Origin of the sequence: Actinomycetospora lutea (assembly GCF_028737205.1) — a bacterium.
Classification (GTDB): domain Bacteria; phylum Actinomycetota; class Actinomycetes; order Mycobacteriales; family Pseudonocardiaceae; genus Actinomycetospora; species Actinomycetospora lutea.
On the sequence record NZ_JAQZAL010000080.1, the window covers coordinates 1 to 2,164 of the forward strand.

At 66.2% G+C, this 2,164-nt stretch carries 1 protein-coding gene and 1 pseudogene; one reads left to right on the plus strand and one right to left on the minus strand.

Features of this window, described 5'->3' with window-relative positions; all coding sequences use genetic code 11:
• On the minus strand, positions 1-280 hold a 280-nt coding region (locus PHK61_RS31695), incomplete at its 3' end, for a DUF8189 domain-containing protein (RefSeq protein WP_476288792.1).
• A 295-nt stretch (positions 281-575) separates the two neighbouring features.
• Here PHK61_RS31695 and PHK61_RS31700 point away from each other — a divergent pair.
• Positions 576-1,840, plus strand: a pseudogene (locus PHK61_RS31700) (IS256 family transposase).
• Positions 1,841-2,164 lie beyond the last annotated feature (324 nt).

Below are 2,164 nucleotides of genomic sequence, written 5' to 3' on the forward strand. Positions count from 1 at the left end.
AGCCTGACCAGCCGTTCTGGTACCACTTGTGCCACAGGGCGTTGTCGGTGCCGCGGACGAAGACGTCGATGCGGCCGTTGCTCCAGGAGACGGCGGCCGGCTCGGAGGTGAGGACGCCGCCGAGGCTTTCCCAGCCTGACCAGCCGTTCTGGTACCACTTGTGCCACAGGGCGTTGTCGGTGCCCCGGACGAAGACGTCGAGTCGCCCGGCCGCCCACGAGCTAACGGCCGGCCCGGAGGTGAGGACACCTCCGAGTGACTCCCACCCCAACCACGTCATGAGAACCCTCCCCCATTCGCCGTTCCGTAGGGCACTACGGCGCCAAAGTGTTCGGCACAAGGTTCCAATCAAACGACGCTCGACGGACACCGCCGTTCGAGTGGGCCTCCTGTGCGACATATGAACGATCCACAATCTGTCGCGCTGTGCACGTCTGTATTCCTAGAGTGATTGATGCGGACCGGTTGGAACATGAATCACCATCGGTACCGGTGTGCCAGGGGAATGGGGACTGTCTGATCTTCGGTGTAACCGGTCCTGAAGCTCCGGGCGTGTCCCGGGGGAAGGACCTGCGATGACGGACACGATCGGGCCTGTGCCGGCTCGGATTGATCAGCAGCAGCTCGCCCAGGAACTCGTGAACGCCGCTCGTGCCGAGGGGGTAGAGCTCGTCGGCCCCGGCGGGTTGCTCACGGGGCTGACGAAGACGGTGCTCGAGACCGCCCTGGAGGCGGAGATGAGCGAGCACCTCGGTTACGACAAGCACGAGGTCGAGGGCCGCGACGGCGGGAACTCGCGCAACGGCACCCGGTCGAAGACGGTGCTGACCGAGATCGGGCCGGTGCAGATCGAGGTGCCCCGGGACCGTGATGCCAGCTTCGATCCGGTCATCGTGCGCAAGCGCCAGCGACGGTTGGACGGGCTCGACGAGATCGTCCTGTCCCTCACCGCCCGAGGGCTCACGACCGGCGAGGTCGCGGCGCACTTCGACGAGGTCTACGGGGCGAAGGTCTCCCGGGACACCATCTCGAGGATCACCGACAAGGTCCTCGAGGAGATGGTCGAGTGGCAGCAGCGCCCGCTCGACGCGGTCTATCCGGTGCTGTTCGTCGACGCCATCCACGTCAAGGTCCGCGACGGGCAGGTGACCAACCGGCCGTTCTACGTGGTCATCGGGGTCACCGTCGACGGCCATCGCGACATCTTGGGCATCTGGGCCGGCGACGGCGGCGAGGGAGCCAAGTACTGGCTACAGGTGCTGACCGAGATCAAGAACCGGGGTGTGGCCGACGCCTGCATCGTGGTCTGCGACGGCCTCAAGGGGCTACCGGAGTCGATCACCACCGTGTGGCCGCAGGCGCTGGTGCAGGCCTGCGTGCTGCACCTGATCCGCAACACCTTCCGCTACGCGAGCCGCAAGTACTGGGAGCAGATGGCCAAGGACCTGCGCCCGGTCTACACCGCGGCCACCGAGGCTGCTGCCGCGGCGAGGTTCGACGAGTTCAACGACACCTGGGGCGCGCAGTATCCGGCGATCATCGCGCTCTGGCGCGCGGCGTGGTCGGAGTTCGTGCCGTTCCTCGACTACGACGTCGAGATCCGCAAGGTGATCTGCTCGACGAACGCGATCGAGTCCATCAACGCCCGCTACCGCCGGGCGGTCAAGGCCCGCGGGCACTTCCCGACCGAGCAGGCCGCCCTGAGTGCCTTTACCTCGTGACCCGCTCGCTCGACCCCACGGGCAAGGGCCGAGCGAAGTGGGCCATGCGCTGGAAGCCTGCGCTCAACGCCTTCGCGATCACCTTCGCCGGCCGTATCGTCCCGGCCAACGGAAGCTAACCAACCTCACCGGTTACACCGTTCATCAGACACTCCCGGGGAATGGCGGCTCCCGCGCTCAATGTCTTCACGAAGGTCGGCGGAGGCCTGGTTCGGCCACGAAACTCGGGCCCGCGAGCGGAAGCGATCCGGGGGCGAAGGTGTCGGGGTCAAGGTGGTGTTCGTCGGCTACGAGCTCTCGGGCGAGCAAGGGCCGAGCAGCCAGTCGTGGAGTGAACTAGACCGTATGGAGGCGCCGGCCTCCATACGGTCGAGCAGTGGGCGTTTACCGGCTCTTCCGGATTTAGAGTGCAAGAGATCCACAGTGCAGCAGCGACCGGATGC